This is a genomic window from Bacillus sp. FJAT-29814, from assembly GCF_001510715.1.
GTDB lineage: Bacteria > Bacillota > Bacilli > Bacillales > Cytobacillaceae > Neobacillus.
Genome location: NZ_LMTJ01000011.1, coordinates 79,476 through 96,384 on the forward strand (window position 1 = coordinate 79,476; position 16,909 = coordinate 96,384).

17 protein-coding genes, 2 tRNA genes and 1 rRNA gene are annotated in these 16,909 nt (G+C 41.8%); 4 read left to right on the plus strand and 16 right to left on the minus strand.

Translation table 11 applies throughout. The features are described 5' to 3' along the window. Genes AR334_RS25155 through AR334_RS25165 form a run of 3 tightly spaced genes read right to left on the minus strand, consistent with a single transcriptional unit; the run spans window position 1 to window position 3,030 of the window. Entirely contained in the window at window positions 1-1,320 is a 1,320-nt protein-coding gene (locus tag AR334_RS25155) for a restriction endonuclease subunit S (RefSeq protein WP_066320555.1), read from the minus strand. Continuing rightward, entirely contained in the window at window positions 1,313-2,713 is a 1,401-nt protein-coding gene (locus tag AR334_RS25160) for a class I SAM-dependent DNA methyltransferase (RefSeq protein ID WP_066320561.1), read from the minus strand. The genes AR334_RS25155 and AR334_RS25160 overlap by 8 nt, the downstream gene beginning before the upstream one ends. Before the next feature lie 20 nt (window positions 2,714-2,733). Further along, a complete protein-coding gene (locus tag AR334_RS25165; RefSeq protein ID WP_066320563.1) occupies window positions 2,734-3,030 on the minus strand; it encodes a hypothetical protein in 297 nt (98 codons plus the stop codon). A 414-nt stretch (window positions 3,031-3,444) separates the two neighbouring features. On the opposite strand from AR334_RS25165, the gene AR334_RS25170 reads away from it, so the two are divergent. Next, window positions 3,445-4,113 carry a site-specific integrase gene (locus AR334_RS25170; RefSeq protein ID WP_253701365.1) on the plus strand — a complete coding sequence of 223 codons (669 nt, stop codon included), beginning with the start codon at window positions 3,445-3,447 and terminating at the stop codon, window positions 4,111-4,113. A gap of 82 nt (window positions 4,114-4,195) precedes the next feature. Here AR334_RS25170 and groL read toward each other — a convergent pair whose 3' ends face one another. Together groL and groES are read right to left on the minus strand one after the other, a co-directional pair. Beyond that, on the minus strand, window positions 4,196-5,824 hold the full coding sequence (gene groL / locus AR334_RS25175) for a chaperonin GroEL (protein ID WP_066320564.1): 1,629 nt from the start codon (window positions 5,822-5,824) through the stop codon (window positions 4,196-4,198). Between the two features lie 99 nt (window positions 5,825-5,923). Beyond that, complete coding sequence (gene groES, locus AR334_RS25180) at window positions 5,924-6,211, minus strand: co-chaperone GroES (protein ID WP_066320566.1); 288 nt, start codon at window positions 6,209-6,211, stop codon at window positions 5,924-5,926. Window positions 6,212-6,508: 297 nt separating this feature from the next. Between groES and AR334_RS25185 the strand changes: the two genes are divergently transcribed. Further along, the gene (locus AR334_RS25185) at window positions 6,509-7,234 is read left to right on the plus strand and encodes a CPBP family intramembrane glutamic endopeptidase (protein WP_066320571.1); all 726 of its coding nucleotides are present in this window, start codon (window positions 6,509-6,511) and stop codon (window positions 7,232-7,234) included. Continuing rightward, the gene (locus AR334_RS25190; protein ID WP_066320573.1) at window positions 7,231-7,431 is read left to right on the plus strand and encodes a YdiK family protein; all 201 of its coding nucleotides are present in this window, start codon (window positions 7,231-7,233) and stop codon (window positions 7,429-7,431) included. Before AR334_RS25185 ends, AR334_RS25190 begins: the two co-directional genes overlap by 4 nt. A 313-nt stretch (window positions 7,432-7,744) precedes the next feature. On the opposite strand, the gene AR334_RS25195 is transcribed toward AR334_RS25190, so the two are convergent. The 4 genes from AR334_RS25195 to moaC form a co-directional block, all read right to left on the minus strand. After that, window positions 7,745-9,358 (minus strand): acyl-CoA dehydrogenase family protein, encoded by a 1,614-nt coding sequence (locus AR334_RS25195; RefSeq protein ID WP_066320575.1) that lies wholly within the window; start codon window positions 9,356-9,358, stop codon window positions 7,745-7,747. A 117-nt stretch (window positions 9,359-9,475) separates the two neighbouring features. Further along, entirely contained in the window at window positions 9,476-9,907 is a 432-nt protein-coding gene (locus AR334_RS25200) for a DUF4395 domain-containing protein (RefSeq protein WP_066320576.1), read from the minus strand. 118 nt (window positions 9,908-10,025) lie between these two features. Continuing rightward, the gene (locus tag AR334_RS25205) at window positions 10,026-10,682 is read right to left on the minus strand and encodes a redox-sensing transcriptional repressor Rex (RefSeq protein ID WP_066320577.1); all 657 of its coding nucleotides are present in this window, start codon (window positions 10,680-10,682) and stop codon (window positions 10,026-10,028) included. Window positions 10,683-10,696: 14 nt separating this feature from the next. Further along, complete coding sequence (gene moaC, locus AR334_RS25210; RefSeq protein ID WP_066320601.1) at window positions 10,697-11,182, minus strand: cyclic pyranopterin monophosphate synthase MoaC; 486 nt, start codon at window positions 11,180-11,182, stop codon at window positions 10,697-10,699. 152 nt (window positions 11,183-11,334) lie between these two features. On the opposite strand from moaC, the gene AR334_RS25215 reads away from it, so the two are divergent. After that, window positions 11,335-13,254 (plus strand): ABC-F family ATP-binding cassette domain-containing protein, encoded by a 1,920-nt coding sequence (locus AR334_RS25215; RefSeq protein WP_066320578.1) that lies wholly within the window; start codon window positions 11,335-11,337, stop codon window positions 13,252-13,254. Window positions 13,255-13,842: 588 nt separating this feature from the next. Here AR334_RS25215 and tsaD read toward each other — a convergent pair. From tsaD to rrf, 7 genes are all read right to left on the minus strand, one after another. Beyond that, window positions 13,843-14,862, minus strand: a complete 1,020-nt coding sequence (tsaD, locus tag AR334_RS25220) for a tRNA (adenosine(37)-N6)-threonylcarbamoyltransferase complex transferase subunit TsaD (RefSeq protein WP_066320582.1) — start codon at window positions 14,860-14,862, stop codon at window positions 13,843-13,845. Next, on the minus strand, window positions 14,859-15,308 hold the full coding sequence (gene rimI, locus AR334_RS25225) for a ribosomal protein S18-alanine N-acetyltransferase (RefSeq protein WP_066320585.1): 450 nt from the start codon (window positions 15,306-15,308) through the stop codon (window positions 14,859-14,861). Before rimI ends, tsaD begins: the two co-directional genes overlap by 4 nt. Before the next feature lie 12 nt (window positions 15,309-15,320). Beyond that, a complete protein-coding gene (gene tsaB, locus AR334_RS25230) occupies window positions 15,321-16,028 on the minus strand; it encodes a tRNA (adenosine(37)-N6)-threonylcarbamoyltransferase complex dimerization subunit type 1 TsaB (protein WP_066320590.1) in 708 nt (235 codons plus the stop codon). Then, window positions 16,025-16,480 (minus strand): tRNA (adenosine(37)-N6)-threonylcarbamoyltransferase complex ATPase subunit type 1 TsaE, encoded by a 456-nt coding sequence (gene tsaE / locus AR334_RS25235; protein WP_066320606.1) that lies wholly within the window; start codon window positions 16,478-16,480, stop codon window positions 16,025-16,027. The genes tsaB and tsaE overlap by 4 nt, the downstream gene beginning before the upstream one ends. Before the next feature lie 159 nt (window positions 16,481-16,639). Continuing rightward, a tRNA-Asp gene (locus AR334_RS25240) sits at window positions 16,640-16,716 on the minus strand. Between the two features lie 3 nt (window positions 16,717-16,719). After that, window positions 16,720-16,793, minus strand: a tRNA-Met gene (locus AR334_RS25245). A 30-nt stretch (window positions 16,794-16,823) separates the two neighbouring features. Continuing rightward, window positions 16,824-16,909: ribosomal RNA gene (gene rrf, locus AR334_RS25250) — 5S ribosomal RNA — on the minus strand; the annotation flags it as partial.

Consider the following 16,909-nt stretch of genomic DNA (forward strand, 5'->3'; position numbering starts at 1 on the left):
TTAGTTAAATAATAAGTTTGAGAATTCCTCAACTTGCTTTTTGAGAACTGTGTGATCCATTAATTTCAGTTCTTGGTTAACTTCATTGATTATCTTTTGTTGTAATTGGATAGTCGGTACAGGTACTTTGATTGTTTTGATTGCTCCAAGCTTTATAAACTGTTGAGCAACCCCTCCTGACCGGCTTACAAATTGCTTTTCAGCCCATGTTGTATTGAAGTAATAAACCAAAAACTCCGGTATAATTTGATTTATATCTGGCTTTACAATAGTAAGATGCTGATTGGCAACTGCCCCTTCATATTTTTTATTAACTAATGCAGCTTTACCAATAGTTCCTACCCGAGAAATAAGTAACTCCTTTGTATGCATTGTACTCTTATCATTCTTATCCTTAATTTTTTCATCAATAAATACTAGTTCTTCATCTGATATAATATTTTCTTTTAGATCCTTAATACGAACATATGGTACACCTTCACTTTTATACTCCTTAGAAGGAATTGCTGCGCCTGCCCTAAATTCAATGGTGACATCATCCAACGATTTAGTTTCTACAGACCAATCTTGTCTCGTGCTATCCATGTAATAACCTACATCGAGTCTATCTTTCAATTTTTTATAGGAATAGGGTATATACAGAGAAGACTGCTCTAACAAATCTTCTTTTATTAATACATTGTTTTTAGAAAACACTTCTTCTACAACTTGTTGAGTAGTTTTTATGCTATTATTTCGTTCTAGCCATAGGGAGAAATGTTTTGGGGCTTCCCTTTTAATAGCATCATGAAAACAATTATCAGGAACTTCTAAGTCTTTTAAGTCTTTTAACTTAACTGTTGGAACTGTCATTCCTGTTGACAAAGCGGTAATCTGCTCATTAAAAGGAATACTTCTTAATAGAAAGTAAAGGACTTCGGCCAGTATTCCTTGAGGGCGTAATACCGCAAAAGTTGTAGTTACAATACACCCTTCAAATTCATCAGTAACAACCGCAACTAAATTACGCTCAGGACGAACTGTTGAAATAAGGATGTCTCCTTGTTTCACTATTAGCCTCGCTCTAGCTGGTAGTTCTTTTCCTTGCATTTTTTTCGCAGATAAAAGGATCCCTTCGTCTGTAATACAACTCAAATCAACATACCGATATTCGCGATTATCTACGATTTGATCTTCATTTAATCGTTCTGGATTAAAATCTACAATTTCATTTAATGGCGTACCTTTTATTGACTCCATATTCTGCTTTGAAAATAATGAAGCTACAACCCATTCATCATTATTAATGATGTCATATGGAAGCGATCTCATTTCACCCATTTGGCAGTCCCCCTTTTTTCCATTGGGAAAACCCTTTAACAATATCCTTAAAATCTTCAACGCTATCTGCTCTTGCTAAGAAAACTTCATCAGCTGACTCATTCTCTTCTTTTTTCTTACGTAAAACTAATACACTCAACTTCACACTAGTATATGGCTTTAACGTATGTGGTGGTAAACTTACAATAGACTCAATAATTGTTTTTTCTTTTATAAACTCTCTTGTATTTCCATACTTTTCACTAAACAATGTACTTTCAGGAGTTAACATTACAATGTATCCACCTGGTTTCGTTACATTAACTGCCTTTTCAATAAATAAATCTGTTAGATCAACTCTTTTTTGAGCTAATATATAATTGCTTCGTATTTCTTCAGGTAAGTCATATTTCCCAGCTAATGGTGGATCTAGTAAAGTTAGAGAAAAAGTATTAGTTTGTAACTGCTCTTGTTCTCTAATTGAATCTGCGCAATTTACTTCAAATGCGTTTATTCCGGTCACAATAGCTATTATCTTTGAAATGATACATGTTTCATGATAAACCTCAAACCCAACAAGATTTAGAATGTTATTTGCTTCAATTACATCAAAAGCTATTGAACCATAACCAGATGCTAAATCCACAACACTCCCCTTTTCAAAATCTAATTGCTTAACTAACCCAACATACAATTCCCGCAAATGAGTAGGAGCATTGAATTGACCTATAATTGGTTTGTTAACCTCAAAACATTTCATAATTAACCATCTTAATGCTGAATGGATAGGTGGTAGAACACTTAATTTGTTTAAAAAGGTCACTAATTGCTCTGATTGAAGCTCATAGTTTACATGCTGAATGTCTACCCTATAAAACTTTGATGCTTCAAGGAGCATATCTTTAAAATGTTGGAAATTTTCAATTTTTACCCACCTATCTATTTGATTCTGCGCACTCAAGTAAGCTCTTACCAATAATGAATGGGCCATTACCTTTCCATATTGCTCGCTTGGAAGATATCCTCTTATCCCCTCTAAAGCTTCCCAACCAGTTCTTTCAATTAAATCATCTTTAGTGATAAATAATTGTTTACTTTCGAATTCAGGCTCATTAATTGGTAGAAATGTATTTCCTTCAAACCAGTATTTATTATCTGGGAACACTAACAATGCATATGGCGCTTTGATTCCCTGAACATATTTCATTAATTGTTGTTGGGCTGCAGGTTCAGGTTTTTCTTTTACTTCAACTACCACCTGAACCTCTTCATTCCCATCATTATCTAATGTATAACCAACTAAATCAGGGCCACCACGTCCTATTTTTACATCCCGTTTAACAATAGGTAACCCTTTATGCTTTAATTCTTTTTCAGTTTGATTTAATAACTTTCTCTCAAGTGATAATTCCACTGGAGTTCACTCCTCTTCAACTAAGCACTAATTGCTCCTGTTTTCTCATTAAATTTCATTAACCTTTGCAAGTAAAAGTTTTCTTTTTCTTCCTCTTTGCCGCGTTCATATTCTATCTTATCAATAGCCTTAGCGTCGGCAATACTATATAAAATAGTATTGCTCTTTTTTACACCTGGCATTTCTGCCACTATCTCCAGTACATCCATTAACACACAATTGCAATCTGTTTGAAGATAACGTGGAACACTAACCTCTTTCTTCTTCCCTACATGACCATACCGACATACCACCCTCCAATACCTTTGTTCACCCATTGACGCGACTACCTCCTTTTAATAATTATTATTTAAATCCATTGGCGCGTTTTATCTATATTTACATTAAATCACTTAAGCAATGAATTGTCAACACTCCAGTGAAATTTATTTTTAAATTATATTTTAATTTACGCACCAGTGATAAAACTAAATATAAAATCGTTATTTATTTCTTTTACAATCAAAAAAGGAGCTCAATTAACTTGTAGTTGAGCTCCTTTCAGGAATGCTATGCTATTTACCTTTTAAATTTGTGTCGCCATTAAGAACTATTTGGATAAAATCTGTTTAGTATTGTCTCCAATCTCTTATTACCTAACCGGACCTTAATAAGTTCGCAAGAAACACCAGCTCTGAATAACAAGATAGCGTGCTGCTTATGTAAAAATCGATAAGAAAACAGTTGAACAATTGGAAGAAGAAGAAATCCCAAAGTATCTTGAAAAAGAAGAACTTGCCTTGTTTTTAGAAACAGCTAAAAGTCATGGACTTGAACATGATTACTTGGTGTTTTTGATTCTAGCCTATACGGGAATCCGAGTTGGAGAGTTAGTTGCTCTAAAATGGAAAGATATTGACTTCATCAATCACACGATAAGCATTACCAAAACGTATTACAATCCAAATAATAATGCCTTGGAATATCAACTAGTCACACCGAAGACGAGAAAATCACGAAGAAAAATTATTGTGGATGAAGAGGTGATTAACGTTTTGAAGGAACATAAAAAGGTTCAAGATGAAGTCATCAAGCGGTTAGGGGATGCTTACCATAACAAAGACTTTATCTTTGCCAAAATGGAACGGCAATTTGGTTATCCTATTGTGATTAAAAACGTACGAGATCGAATGAAAAGACTTCTTGCTATCGCAGGTTTAAATGAGGATTTAACACCGCATAGTCTAAGACACACGCATACGTCGCTTCTTGCGGAAGCCCGTGTTTCACTTGAACAAATTATGGACCGTCTTGGTCATACCGATGACCAAATCACAAAAAATGTGTATCTCCATGTAACCCAAGAAATGAAAAAAGAAGCCTCTCAAAAGTTCGCTGAACTCATGAGAAGCCTCCGTTAATTTCCTCAATGTTAGCAAAATGTTAGCATTCCACTCTCATCTTACTCCAAAACCCAGTCATATCAAGGGTTTGAGGGCGTTATTACATCATGCCGCCCATTCCGCCCATGCCGCCCATGTCAGGCATTGCAGGGCCAGCAGGTTCTGGCTTGTCAGCAACAACTGCTTCAGTTGTTAAGAACATAGCCGCAACAGAAGCTGCGTTTTGAAGGGCAGAACGAGTCACTTTAGTTGGGTCAACGATACCGGCATCAACCATGTTTACCCATTGGCCAGTAGCTGCATTGAAGCCAACGCCAACTTCTTCATGCTTTAAGCGCTCAACGATAACGGAGCCTTCAAGGCCAGCGTTTGTAGCGATTGTGCGAACTGGCTCTTCCATCGCACGTAGCACGATATTGACACCTGTTTGCTCGTCGCCATCAGCTTGAAGCTCAGCCACTTTGCTGTATACGTTAAGAAGGGCAACACCACCACCGGATACGATTCCTTCTTCAACAGCTGCACGAGTAGCATTTAACGCGTCTTCAATACGAAGCTTGCGCTCTTTTAATTCTGTTTCAGTTGCAGCACCAACTTTGATTACTGCTACGCCACCAGCTAATTTAGCCAAGCGCTCTTGCAGTTTTTCACGGTCAAATTCAGAAGTGGTTTCTTCTAATTGAACACGGATTTGGTTTACGCGCGCTTGGATATCTTCAGTAGAACCAGCACCTTCAACGATTGTTGTATTTTCTTTTGTTACAACGATCTTGGCAGCGCGGCCTAAAGAGGCGATTGTTGCCGATTTAAGGTCACGGCCAAGCTCTTCAGTGATCACTTCACCGCCAGTTAAAGTTGCGATATCTTCAAGCATTGCCTTACGACGGTCACCAAAGCCAGGAGCTTTAACAGCTACTGCATTGAATGTTCCGCGAAGCTTGTTCACTACTAATGTAGATAATGCTTCACCTTCGATGTCTTCAGCAATCAATAATAGTGGCTTGCCTTGCTGAACCACTTGCTCAAGAACAGGAAGAATTTCTTGAATGCTGGAGATTTTCTTATCAGTAATTAAGATATATGGGTTCTCTAAAACGGCTTCCATTTTTTCAGTGTTTGTTACCATGTAAGCCGATACGTAGCCGCGGTCAAATTGCATACCTTCTACTACGTCTAGCTCAGTAGTGAAGCCTTTTGACTCTTCGATTGTGATAACGCCGTCGTTGCCAACGCGCTCCATTGCTTCAGCAATTAATTGGCCAACTTCTTTGTCATCGGAAGAAATTGCAGCAACTTGTGCAATTGACTCTTTTCCTTCGATTGGCTTTGAAATAGCCTTTAATTCCGTTACAGCTGAAGCAACTGCTTTTTCAATCCCTTTGCGGATACCCATTGGGTTAGCGCCTGCAGTTACGTTCTTTAAGCCTTCGCGAATCATCGCTTGAGCAAGAACAGTTGCAGTTGTAGTACCGTCACCGGCTACATCGTTTGTTTTGCTTGCTACTTCAGCAACAAGCTTTGCACCCATGTTTTCGAATGCATCTTCCAGTTCGATTTCTTTTGCAATCGTTACACCATCATTCGTGATAAGCGGTGAACCGAATTTCTTCTCAAGAACCACGTTGCGTCCTTTAGGTCCAAGAGTAACTTTAACTGCATCAGCAAGGGTATCAACACCGCGAAGCATCGCGCGGCGAGCGTCTTCACTAAACTTAATCTCTTTAGCCATTGTTAAAAAACCTCCTCGTAAAATTAGAACTTTTATTTTATGAACTTAGACAACATTTCTGTTTTCAGCGTCCCGAACAGACGTTATTCTTTTTTCTAGTTATTCGCCAACGATAGCAAGGATGTCGTTTTCACGTAAAATTAAGTATTCAGTACCTTGGTATTTCACTTCAGTACCAGAGTATTTTGAGAAGATAATGCGATCGCCTACAGAAACTTCTACAGCTATGCGCTCACCATTGTCAAGCACGCGGCCAGTACCTACGGCTACAACTTTTCCTTCCTGAGGCTTTTCCTTTGCTGTATCCGGCAACACGATACCGCTTGCAGTTTTCTCTTCTGATTCAACTAGTTCGATGATGATGCGATCACCTAATGGTCTTAACACTATAAACAACCTCCTCAAATATATGTGGTTATGTTTATTATTAGCACTCACTCTCAATGAGTGCTAACACAATTATTATAATAATGAATCTAAAAATCTTTTGCAAGTATCATGCATAAAAATTATTAAAAAAAGTTACCGCTTTTTTCCACCTTATAAAGTATGTGATTGTTTTCGTTTTCTATTCATCATTTTTGTCCAAAGTCCCTCAAAATTGAAACTTGTGGGATTTTAACGGTACAATGAAGGATATGAATCTCTGTCCTTTTTAAAAAGAACATAAAGGAGACAAACTATTTGAAAAGAGAATTTTGGATTATCTTAATTGTCTACATCGCCATGCAGCTTTCCGGCATTGCTGGAATTCCGGTGTTGATGTTTGTGTTTGGGTTCCTAGGAAAAGACGTGGGATTGGCTGTACCAATTTGGCTAATTTTTAGCTTTACGGTTGCACTCATCATTATTCTGTTTATTTTAAGAAAGGAAATGGGTGCCACTGGATTAAACGAACGGGGAAACTCTGCCGGCTTTTTGATAAAGTGGAGCATCCTCGGATTCTTTATGGCGTTGTTCGCCCAGTATCTCGCAGCCATCATTGAGAGTATGCTTGGCATTAAAATGGGCTCTGAGAATACGGAGCAGATTCTTTCCATTATCGAAACGTTCCCACTGGCGATTCTGGTTACCAGTATTGTCGGGCCGATTTTGGAAGAAATCGTATTTCGAAAAATCATTTTTGGCGCGCTATACAAACGCTTTAATTTCTTTATTTCAGCATTGATCAGTTCACTCATCTTTGCGCTCGTGCATATGGATCCTGCACATATCCTCATTTATTCAGGAATGGGCTTTACGTTTGCGTTTCTTTATGTAAAAACAAAGCGGATTATCGTCCCGATCTTTGCCCATGTGGCTATGAATACGATGGTCGTTTTGGTCCAGTCCGTTTACAAGGATGATATCGAGCGGCTGATGCGTGAGGCTGAAGCGATTCAAAACTTTATCGGAGGATTCTTCTTATGAAACGTTCACCCTTGATTTCCGGTTTGATTTATTTTTTATTGGGCGCGTTGTTCACCTGGTTTGCCATTGACGATGTTCAAAATAATGGCTGGGGCTTCTTCAGTTACCTGCTCGTCATCTTGGCCACGTTTGACTTCGGCTCGGGGCTAAAAATGCTTGTGTTTCATTTTAAATATAAAGATCAGTTGAAAAAATAAAAGGAAAATCCCTCTTCGTATGAAGATAGGGATTTTCCTTTTATTTTTGGGGCGATTGGCGACATTTCCGTTTGGATTTCCACCAAAACTGTTGCCAAGAGACCTTATTGACGACACTTTCCTTTGGTTTTCCACTAAAACTGTCGTCAAGAGGCCTTATTGACGACACTTTCCTCTGGTTTTCCGCCAAATCTGTCGCCAAGAGGCCTTATTGACGACACTTTCCTCATAATTTCCACCAACTCTGTCGCCAAGAGGCCTTATTGACGATACTTTCCTCATAATTTCCACCCATCCTGTCGTCAATAAAACCTTACCCAATTTCTTTTAGTGCCACTTCCTGATACGCCTTAAAAAACTCATCACAAAACGTATCCCATTCGGCTGCGGCTTCAAGTGAAGCATCGCTGACTTCTCCCAACACAGGTCTCTGCAGGAGGTCCTCCAACTGCGCAGTGAATCGCTGCATAATAGCGGTCTCTGCACCCTCAAGCACATCCGCCACAAATTCCCCAGGCGGGTACCACTCGGCTACCCGGCCTAAATCGCGGTAGATTTGCGTCAGCAGCAGATTACGCGGACCTTCCCATTGCTCGTTCACTACGACATCCCGGAAAATCCGCGGCAACGAAGAAAACTCCTCCATCACCCCGTGACCGGCAAACACGGAAATGGCGTCACGCAATACCTCAGCCCCCTCATTAGTGGCGCAAATTTTTTGCAGCAGGACAAGCTCACGCAACATAAACAGCTTTTTCCTGATTTCCAGCGGCTGATCCGCCTTTATTCCCGGATTAAGTGGCTTCTCCAATTGCAGAAACATATCATAAATCTTAAAAGCGCCAGCCGTGGTCCGCTGTGCAGCATTTTCAATTTTCTTCAGTTTGCTGGCGGATAACGGGTAGTCCTTTACCTTTTTTCCAAACACCGACCGGAAATCGGCGTACAGATTGGCCTCACGGGAAGCACGGAGCATAAACCCGGCACAGGCAATGCCGATTTCCAGCCGCGATAAAGTCAACACGATTCCAACCGCAACAGCGATTCCCCTATCCTTTGGACCAATTGGATAGGCAATCGCCCCTTTGTATTGAATTTCTGCGGTTGGCAGCTCAGAAGTCCCCATCTTCCATTTAATTCGGTTAATTTCATATCCGTTTCGTTTTTCTTTCTCCTTATCGCCAGGGAGCCAAGCTGGGACCACAAACGTAGATACTTTGTCAGTTCCAGAAATTTTTGCCGTAACAACCGAATAATCGGCATGTGCCGCAGAGCAGAAGAACTTGTTTCCATATAATCGATAATGCTGGCCGTCGGGAATAGCTTCTAAAACATTGGCCGGCAAATCCGAGCCGCCCTGAATTTCACTCATATACTGGGCGCCAATCGCAAACTCACCGTTCACGCCCTCCTTTGTATGCATTAAAACATCATAAAGCTCCGGATAAGCTTCGTCTGGAAACTGGTCCAATAGCGCCACCAAGCCATGCGTACAGGTCAAGGGGCAGGTAACTCCGGCTTCGCCCAATTGATGAATCAGCATTCTTTTCACAAAGCTTTCCCAAGCTGGCATTTTGCTGGAGAATAGACCTTCGCCAAAAATCTCTGATTCAAGCTGGTGAACCTCCTGGGGCCGGACGATCCTGTCAATACGATGATTGAAGGCATCATAATGGAGCATGTATGGACGGACCTCAGGTCGGGCAATCCGCTCCGCCAGCCTATTCCATTTGGACGATACCACAGGTGCGAAATCTTGCAGCATTTTGCTAATTTCCCCAAACTGGTCTCCGATAAAATGTTGTGCAGCTTTTTGCAAAAACGGCTCATCGCGATACCAGTCGAGACTGTCCCGCTTTTGAAGAAACTCATCAAAGCTATACGTATTTTTCCCTCTGAGTTCAGTATCCTGAGAAGCTATGTTCATTATTGTCACACCTTCCAAAGATTCTTAATTTTCAGTAATATTGTAAAGGTAAATATTGTAAGCGTCAAACAAATCCTAAAAATATAAAAAGGCCTGACTGTGTCAGACCTATTACGATTATCTGTGTGCCCTTCGAAAGCGATATTGTTTCCATTGATAGTGAATAAAACAGCCGATGCAAAAACCAAGAATCGCTATAAATGCTGCTGCCGCTACCATAATCGTAAACACATAGCCAATTCCATTCCAGTCGAGTAAAAAGCCGGTAAAACCGACCGCAAGACAGGTAACGGCAATTTTTTGATTAAACTGCTGCTGCTCCCAGTCTTCAGGAATATATGCTTTAGGGTCTTTTTTTAAAAATATTTTTGCCAATTGCATAACCGGATTAAATCCAAATATCAAACCAGATAGACCGGCCAACAATGGCACTAACAATATCCATTCTTGACCTGTTAGCCATGTTAGAATCACACTTAAAACAATCGTCCATTGGTTCGCCTTAACAAGTGGCCGCGGGATAGAACGAACAGAATTCCCCAAAGTCAATTTAATTCCAACCTTTCATATTGGATTTATATACTATTTTATCGCCCTCTCTCCATTTTGTATAGTTATAATAACAAAATGGGCGTTTCACTTAATTTGTGAAACGCCCCTAAACCGATTATTCTTCTATCTCTTCATCATTTGGATAATGCTTTAAGAAGTAGACCAGCGATTGCAGTTCAACGGCCAAGTCAATATGATGGACACGAATGCCGGGCGGTACATTTAACCTTGCCGGCGTGAAATTTAATATCCCTTTTACATTGGCTTTGACAATTTGGTCCGTAATCATTTGGGCAACGGGAGCGGGAACCGTAAGGATGACCACCGATATATTATCCGCCAGCAAACGCTCCTCCAAATCATTCAGCGCATAAATCGGGACATCGCCGATGGAAGTGCCAATTTTCCCCGGATCGACATCAAACGCGCATTCTATTTTCGTATTATTATTTTTCAAAAAATTATAATGCAAAAAGGCAGTCCCCAGATTACCGACCCCGATTAGCGCCACCTTTGTCAATTCGTCCTGATCCAGCGTCTTGCTGAAAAAGCTTAACAAGTAGTTGACATTATACCCGTAGCCTTTTTTTCCGAGGGCCCCAAAATAGGAAAAATCACGGCGGATTGTCGCAGAATCAACCTTTACTGCTTCACTTAATTCCGCTGAGGAAACCCTCTGCTTCCCGGAAGAGTGGAGATTTTTCAAAAATCGGTAATATAAAGGCAGTCGTTTTGCCGTGGCCTGCGGTATTTTCGTTGTTTCATTTGCCATACTTCTACACCCCGTTACATTTCTCGTTTAAAATCGCCGTTTTTGCCGCCTGTTTTTTCAATTAAATAAGTTGGGCCAATCACCATTCCCTTATCCACGGCCTTGCACATATCGTACACGGTTAAGGCGCAAACCGAGGCTGCTGTCAGCGCTTCCATTTCAACACCTGTGCTGCCCTTTGTTTTAACCGATGCCTCTATATGTAATATATACTGCTGCTGAACCTCTTCCCAAGAGAAGCGGACATTTACCCCTGTCAACGGTATCGGATGGCACATTGGAATAATGTCCCAAGTTTTTTTGGCCGCCATTACTGCCGCCACTTGGGCCACCGCCAATACATCGCCTTTTTTCATTTCATGATTCGTTATTTTTTGATAAATTTCGTTGCTTACTGTTATGCTGGAACGGGCGATCGCCGTGCGTGCCGTTTCCGGCTTGTCGCTGACGTCAACCATCTTAGCTCTGCCTTCTTCATTAAAATGCGTAAAATCAGCCATCATTACATGCCTCCCATCAAATGATACAATATTTTTTCACCAATGTCTGTGAAACTTTGAACTTTTATATACAAAAATTAAGCTTACCGCACTTTATTGCCGACCATCAAGGAATACGGTACACTATTCATAGGTAATAGAGGTGACAAAAAATGATTTTATTGCAGGTTAACCAACTTGAAAAATATTATGGTGCTGACCTTATTTTATCCAATATAAAGCTAGAATTACAAACCCGGGACCGTGTTGCCCTTGTCGGACGGAACGGTGCGGGCAAATCTACACTGTTAAAAATAATCGCTGGGGAACTGGGCTATGATGGCGGTGAGATCATCAAACCAAAGGATGTCACAATTGGTTATTTGGCACAGAATACCGGCCTTGAATCCAATTTGTCCATTTGGGGAGAAATGCTGACCGTCTTTACGGGCCTTCAGGATATGGAAAAATCACTTCGCAGGCTTGAAGCGCAAATGGCGGACCCCACTATCTTTGAAGATTCGGTAAAGTACGATCGGGTATTAAAAGAATATGACGAATTGCAAGTGAAATTTAAAGAACAGGGTGGCTATCAATATGAAGCTGATATTCGCTCCGTACTGCATGGTTTAAGTTTCCGGGACCATAATGCGATGATTTCCAGTTTAAGCGGCGGACAAAAAACGCGTTTGGCACTGGGCAAACTCCTATTAACAAAGCCCAATATTTTAATTTTGGACGAGCCGACCAACCATCTCGATATTGAGACATTATCCTGGCTAGAACAATACTTGCAGGGCTATGACGGAGCCATTTTAATCGTCTCGCACGATCGCTATTTTTTAGATAAGGTAGTTACAGAGGTTTATGAAATTTCGCGCAAGCAGATACAACGTTTTCCCGGCAACTACAGTTCTTATCTTGAGCTAAAAGCCGCCAATTATGAACGTGACATGAAGCTATATGAAAAACAGCAGGGAGAAATTGCGGCGCTTAAAGATTTTATTCAAAGGAATATAGCAAGGGCCACGACGACAAAGCGGGCCCAAAGCCGGCGGAAGAAGCTCGAAAAAATGGAGCTCGTCGACAGGCCGCTCGGCGATGAAAAATCTGCTAGCTTCTCGTTTGAAATTGAGCGCCAAAGCGGCAACGATGTGTTGACCGTTGATTCACTGGCGGTCGGTTATGATGGTGAAAAGGTGTCTGAAGGGATCTCCTTCCGCGTCTTTAAAGGCGACAGCATTGCGCTTGTCGGCCCAAATGGCATCGGTAAATCAACGCTGTTAAAGACCATCATTAAGCGATTGCCGCCCCTGGCAGGTTCAATTGCTTACGGAACCAATCTCTCCATCGGCTACTACGACCAGGAACAGGCAAATTTGACCTCGAATAAACGGGTACTGAACGAGCTATGGGACGAGTACCCGCTTAAACCGGAAAAGGAAATCCGAACAGTGCTGGGGAATTTCCTATTTTCCGGCGATGATGTTTTAAAAACAGTGTCATCCTTGAGTGGTGGTGAAAAAGCTCGCCTGGCTCTCGCCAAACTAATGCTGGAAAAGGCAAATGTTTTAATTTTGGACGAGCCGACCAACCACCTTGACCTTGATAGCAAGGAAATTTTAGAGAATGCTTTGATTGATTATCCAGGGACCCTTTTGTTCGTCTCCCATGATCGGTATTTTATTAACAGGATTGCCACCAAGGTATTAGAGTTGAGTCCACAGGGCAGTACCGAATATCTTGGGGACTATGACTATTATGTTGAGAAAAAGCTCGAGCAGGAAGAATTAGCCGCGCTCGCCTTGGCCGCCGCCCAAAAGAAGACGGCTGCACTTGAGCCTGTGGATAAATCCAGTTATCAACTGGATAAAGAGACGAAAAAGCTCGAACGCCAGCGAAAACGTAAATTGGAAGAGATTGAACTGCGGATTACTGAGCTTGAGGAGCAGATTGAAAGCTTCGAACAACAATTATGTGACCCGGAAGTGTTCCAGGACCACGAAAAGGTATTGGAAATCAATCTGAAGAACGAAAAAGCGAAGGCCGAACTCGATGAATTGATGGAAGAATGGGCGGAATTAGCCGAATAATAAATAACGCCGAGCCTTTAGGCTCGGTTTTTTGTTCAGATGTGGTGAGTTTGTATTTTATCTACAAATTATGGATGGATATCTACAATTCTAGGGATATATCTACAATTTTGAAGGGATATCTACAAAATTTAAAGGATATCTACAATTGCCATATTTTCGACACATCCTTGTTTTCAATAAGGTCAAAAGGCCTACGTTTTCCACAAGGTTATCCACAATTAAAATACCATTATTTCAGGACTTCCCTTCGCTTTTCCACATTATCCACAGAAAAAGCCGAACTTATCCACACTATCAACATTAAAACGCGTTTTATCCACATTCTTACGATTTTTTTTAAAAAAAGTATCCACAAAACGTTTCAATCAAACGTCTGATTAAGAATATGCTTTACTAATCAATCGTTTGGCTAGTTTTGCACTATTTTTAAGAATCTAAGCCTATCTTGGCTTTGGGTCGCTTTAATCAAACGTTTGGTTAGTATTAGGCTATACTATACAAACGTTTATTTAGTTCGCCGGACTTTTTAATTAATCGTTTGATTAGTTTTTTCCACTAAAAAACCCTCTCCTTAAAGGAAAGGGTCTAATTATAAATTTCAATATCCAGGCCCGGATTTGCATTTAGAGCCAAATCGGCCCGGATGCCTTTTTCAAACATGACACTCCCGGCAGCGGCAATCATCGCCGCGTTATCCGTGCACAATTTTAACGGCGGAATGACCAGCTCGACGTCCCTGCCTGTAAAAGCAGCCTCAAGGGCATTTCTAAGCCCTTTATTGGCAGCAACCCCTCCGGCTACCAACACTTGCTTTACACCGTATTCAGCCACGGCATTAAGCGTCTTCGTTACCAGCACGTCAATGACACTGGCTTGGAAGCTCGCCGCCAAATTCTCCGGAGCAATCGTTTCACCGCGTTGCTCGGCATTGTGGACTGTATTGATCACGGCTGATTTTAATCCGCTGAAGCTGAAATCATAAGAGCCTTCCTCAAGCCAAGCCCGTGGCAAATCAATCGTCGGACTGCCTTCGTGAGCCAAGCGGTCAATATGCGGTCCGCCCGGATAGGGCATATTTAGTGTCCTCGCTACCTTATCATATGCTTCACCGGCCGCATCATCCCGGGTTTCACCAATTACCTCAAAGCTGCCGTGCTCTTTCATATAAACCAGTTCCGTGTGGCCGCCTGAAACGACCAGCGCCAATAAAGGAAACTGTAATTCGGTCACGAGCCGGTTCGCATAAATATGCCCCGCGATATGATGAACAGGGACAAGCGGCTTGTTATGGGCAAAAGCTAGCGCTTTGGCGGCATTTACCCCGATTAACAGTGCACCGACCAAGCCGGGACCTTCTGTTACCGCAATCGCATCTACTTCAGCCATTGTAATCCCCGCTTGATTTAACGCCTCTTCCATGACAATCGTAATTTGCTCAACGTGGTGGCGCGAAGCTATCTCCGGAACTACGCCGCCAAAGCGCTTATGACTTTCAATCTGGGAGGCAACCACATTCGCCGCAATTTCACGGCCATTTTTTATGATCGCAACAGCTGTTTCATCGCAGCTTGTTTCAATTCCTAAAATCCATTGATCCTTTTTCATAAATTCACCCACATTACTAATGCATCTTCCTGGTTATCCGAGTAATAGTTTTTGCGAATCCCGCCATTTTGGAATCCTAGTTTTCGGTATAAAGACTGGGCCACATGATTTGTCACTCTAACCTCCAGAGTCATGCTCCTTGCGCCCCTCTCCCTCGCAATGGACATCAGCTTGCGCAGCATCGCTTCTCCTAGCTTCTTGCCTCTATATTCAGGCAGAACCGCAATATTTGTCACGTGAGCCTCATCAATGACAATCCAAACCCCGCAATACCCTATTACCTGATTATCCGTTTCAAGAACAAGATAAACCGCGAATTTATTGTTATATAATTCATTGTAAAAAGCTTCCCGACTCCATGGGACCGTAAATGAGGCATGTTCTACCTCCATTATTTGGTCCAGATCCTCTTCCCGCATATACCGAAAAACAAACGAATCTTCCATTTCTCTCTACCCTTATCCATTTAAAGTTTTGCCCTTGGCCTCCAGCCATTTTGCCTCTGCCTCAGCCAGGCGAATGTAATTCGGAACAAATGTATGGATATCCTCGCCCGGGATATCCTTGCCTAGTAGGGCTAGTTCAGCCGGACGGGGATTTTGTTCCGTGACCGTTGCAAACATCGCTTTGGCCTTCAGTACCTCTTCAATCTTTGCTCGATGAATCGGCAAATCATTCCCGATAAATAAAATGGGTTCATTGGATGAAGTTAATTTCTCAACCCAATCCGCCAACATGACCAATTGATCCTGCTCTACGGCTACCAGGCTGCCATCCTTGTAATGATACAACCCTGTATAGACTTGTCCCCTGCGAGCATCAAATATTGGGGAAATATATCCGGAAAAATACCGCCCTGGCCCAGCAGCTAAAATCTCTAAACTGGAAATCCCGACAAGCGGGATATTCAGGGTCCATGCCAAGGTTTTGGCAATAGTCACACCAATCCTTACACCGGTATAGGAGCCCGGACCTTTTGCCACGACAATTTTAGTCAAATCTGCAGGTGCCTTGCCGCAATCCTTCATTAAGGTTTGGATGGCCGGCATGATACGGATGGAGTGGTTCTTTTTCAAGTTTGTTATATACTCGCCAAGTACCTGATCCTCTTCTAAAAGTGCTACCCCCAACGTGTAATTGGAAGTATCGATTGATAATATCGTCATTGAAAAAGCTCCTTACATAATTCCTCGTAACGTTTGCCCTTCGGCACGAGAACCAGTTTTCGTCGGTCCTCTTGTTCATGGTATAAGTAAATCGTCAACAGTTCAGTAGGCAGCTGTTCCTTAATCAGATGGGCCCATTCCACTACTGTTACACCATCGCCTTCAAAGTATTCATCAAAGCCGAGATCCTCCATGGCATCAGCAACACGATACACATCCATATGGTATAAGGGCAGCCGGCCCTGATATTCTTTTATAATCGTAAATGTCGGGCTATTGACAGTACGCTTTATGTCCAAACCCTTAGCTAATCCCTTAGTAAAAGTGGTTTTTCCCGCACCTAAATCACCCTCCAGGGCGATCACATCCCCGGGCTGCAATTGCCCACCCAATTTTTCAGCAAATTGCGCAGTCTCTTCCGAATTGGAAGTTACTAATTTAAATTTATCCATGCCATCACCTTTTAGCAATCTATATCCTCATTGTACCTTAATTATTTGCAAAAAAAACCTTAGGAGCTCTCCTAAGGCTATTTATTTCCTATGTATTTAAAAAATGAACATAAAAAAAGCCGAAACCGTGTTTCGAACTTCATTTATATGCTATAAAAGTGGCGGTCTGGACGGGACTCGAACCCGCGACCTCCTGCGTGACAGGCAGGCATTCTAACCAACTGAACTACCAGACCGAATTGCGGGGGCAGGATTTGAACCTGCGACCTTCGGGTTATGAGCCCGACGAGCTACCAGACTGCTCCACCCCGCGACAATAAGAATATAGTGTTTTAAAAACACAGCCTGGCAACGTCCTACTCTCACAGGGGCTTTCGCCCCAACTACCATCGGCGCTGAGAAGCTTAACTTCCGTGTTCGGGATGGGAA

Coding starts and splice junctions, on each gene's coding strand:
- AR334_RS25215 (WP_066320578.1), top strand. CDS start 11,335: ATGATTTTATTGCAGGTTAACCAACTTGAAAAATATTATGGTGCTGAC.
- tsaB (WP_066320590.1), bottom strand. CDS start 16,028: ATGACGATATTATCAATCGATACTTCCAATTACACGTTGGGGGTAGCA.
- tsaD (WP_066320582.1), bottom strand. CDS start 14,862: ATGAAAAAGGATCAATGGATTTTAGGAATTGAAACAAGCTGCGATGAA.
- tsaE (WP_066320606.1), bottom strand. CDS start 16,480: ATGGATAAATTTAAATTAGTAACTTCCAATTCGGAAGAGACTGCGCAA.
- rimI (WP_066320585.1), bottom strand. CDS start 15,308: ATGGAAGATTCGTTTGTTTTTCGGTATATGCGGGAAGAGGATCTGGAC.
- groL (WP_066320564.1), bottom strand. CDS start 5,824: ATGGCTAAAGAGATTAAGTTTAGTGAAGACGCTCGCCGCGCGATGCTT.
- AR334_RS25190 (WP_066320573.1), top strand. CDS start 7,231: ATGAAACGTTCACCCTTGATTTCCGGTTTGATTTATTTTTTATTGGGC.
- AR334_RS25165 (WP_066320563.1), bottom strand. CDS start 3,030: ATGGGTGAACAAAGGTATTGGAGGGTGGTATGTCGGTATGGTCATGTA.
- AR334_RS25205 (WP_066320577.1), bottom strand. CDS start 10,682: ATGGCAAATGAAACAACGAAAATACCGCAGGCCACGGCAAAACGACTG.
- AR334_RS25155 (WP_066320555.1), bottom strand. CDS start 1,320: ATGGGTGAAATGAGATCGCTTCCATATGACATCATTAATAATGATGAA.
- AR334_RS25195 (WP_066320575.1), bottom strand. CDS start 9,358: ATGAACATAGCTTCTCAGGATACTGAACTCAGAGGGAAAAATACGTAT.
- moaC (WP_066320601.1), bottom strand. CDS start 11,182: ATGGCTGATTTTACGCATTTTAATGAAGAAGGCAGAGCTAAGATGGTT.